The following is a 1,844-nucleotide window of genomic DNA, read 5'->3' as shown; positions in this document are numbered from 1 at the left end:
CGGGCACGCGATCGAGCTCATCCAGTGAGAGCAATTGCTTGTTCGGCAGGAACGTCATGTTCTCGGACATACAGTACCGACAGCGCAGATCGCAGCGATCGGTCACCGACAGCCGCAGATAGCTGATGCGACGACCGAAGGGATCCGACAGCTCGGGCCGGGATGATTCCGCGCCCTGCCCGATCATCTCTGCATCGCCCGGCCAGCCCGGTTCTCGCGGCGCCGCGTCGAAGCTCATGATGTCGCCTCCAGAGCTGCGATCATGTCGGGCACGCTCACGAACTTCTCCCGCGGCCGCCCCTGAAGCTGACCTCTGCGTTTCTCGGCAGCGTCGATGGCCGTCCAATCCTGATAGCTGACCAGGCGCTGCCCGCGCTGACGCAACCGCATCATCAGGGCATCGGGACGATCCGAGCGAGGCGGCACGCCGGTGGCGAGGTCGGCAACCACGGCCTCGGCGGTCGCCATACCACAGGCGCGATTAGTCCCGATTGTGCCGCTTGGGCCGCGCTTGCTCCAGCCGCAGACGTACAGACCACGGACTAATCGTTCGCCGTCGACCACGCGGCCGTCGATATTAGCGTGGAGCCCGCGTTCCTCGTCGTAAGGCACGCCAGCGAGCGGCGCGGTGCGACGACCGATACTGCTGAAGATCGCGCCGCATTGAATCGGTTCGACCGTCTTCGCCGACTGCCTGCACGAGATCGACTCGACGCAGCTCTGTCCGCCGATGGAAACCGGCGCCAAACCGAAGCGGAAGATGCAGCGGCGGGGCTTCGCCGGCGCCTGCTCGGCAAATGCGCGGAACAGCGCCTGCCTGTCGTCCTGTTCGGGATCACCCGACGTCTGCGGCACGCCGGCAATGTCGTTCGGATCGATCCACGGATCGCATTGCGAGAGATTCAGAAAATCGCGCAGTTCCTTTGCGCCGAATTTCGCTTGAAGCGGACCACCGCGACCGATCACATGAACCTCGCGCACGCGGCTTTCCGCCAGCATCTCGAGTGCGTGTGTAGCAATGTCGGTCTGCCGCAACTCGTCGGCCGTCTTCGACAGGATACGGGCGACGTCGAGCGCGACGTTGCCGTGGCCGATCACCACCGCGACTTCATGAGCGAGATCGAAAGGGAGTTCGCGGCTGTCGGGACGCCCGTTGTACCAGGCAACGAAGTCACCGGCGTGATAGCAGCCGGGCAAATTCTCGCCCGGTATGCCGAGCGGCCGGCTGAGATCGGCACCTGTGGCCAGCACGACGCCGTCGTAGGCCGCACGTAATTCGTCGATGCCGACATCCTCGCCGACGCCGACGCCGCCGACGAAGCGGAAGCCCGGTTGGGCGGCGATCTTGTCGAAGGTGATGCTGACCAGTTTGAGCTTGGGATGATCGGGCGCCACGCCGAACCGCACGAGTCCGTGCGGCACCGGCAGGCGCTCGAACATATCGACAGCGATCGGCACGCCGGAGCGCAACAATGCCTCGGCGGCGTAAAAGCCGGCCGGCCCGCTGCCGACGACGGCGATGTGGAACGGCGACGTCATCGTCCGAGCGCGAGCTTGCGTTCATCGGCGCCGGGCAACGGCGGAAGACGCGCGGTGATCACCGGCGTCTCGGCGACACGCTTGCGATTGACGGCGATCCAGAACTTCTTGTCGGCGGCCAGCCGGTAGTCCGGCTCGATCGCGCCGACCGGACAGGCCGGCACGCAGCCGCCGCAATCGATGCAGTTCTCGGGATCGATATAGGTCATGGTGCCGTCGAGGTGGAAGCACTCGACCGGGCACACCGTCACACATTCGGTGTAGCGGCAGCCCTTGCAATTGTCGGTTACGACGTGAGTCATCGT

The 1,844-nt window shown here is 65.1% G+C and carries 2 protein-coding genes and 1 pseudogene; all 3 read right to left on the bottom strand.

What is annotated here, in order from left to right; translation table 11 throughout:
• A pseudogene (locus tag I5M_RS12510) lies at positions 1 to 238 on the bottom strand (hypothetical protein); the annotation flags it as partial.
• Positions 235 to 1,539, bottom strand: a complete 1,305-nt coding sequence (locus I5M_RS12505) for an FAD-dependent oxidoreductase (protein WP_022721712.1) — start codon at positions 1,537 to 1,539, stop codon at positions 235 to 237. The gene I5M_RS12505 and the pseudogene I5M_RS12510, both read right to left, overlap by 4 nt.
• Positions 1,536 to 1,844, bottom strand: a 309-nt coding sequence (locus I5M_RS12500; RefSeq protein WP_022721711.1) for a ferredoxin family protein, incomplete at its 5' end; no start/stop codon positions are given. The genes I5M_RS12505 and I5M_RS12500, both read right to left, overlap by 4 nt.

The organism is Rhodopseudomonas sp. B29, from assembly GCF_000333455.1.
Lineage (GTDB): Bacteria > Pseudomonadota > Alphaproteobacteria > Rhizobiales > Xanthobacteraceae > Rhodopseudomonas.
The sequence above is the reverse complement of the archived record's forward strand: the minus strand, read 5'-3'. Positions and strand labels throughout refer to the sequence as shown.

What these genes read in the sequence shown, in the direction of transcription:
- I5M_RS12505 (WP_022721712.1), bottom strand. Translation starts at nt 1,539, where the DNA reads ATGACGTCGCCGTTCCACATCGCCGTCGTCGGCAGCGGGCCGGCCGGC.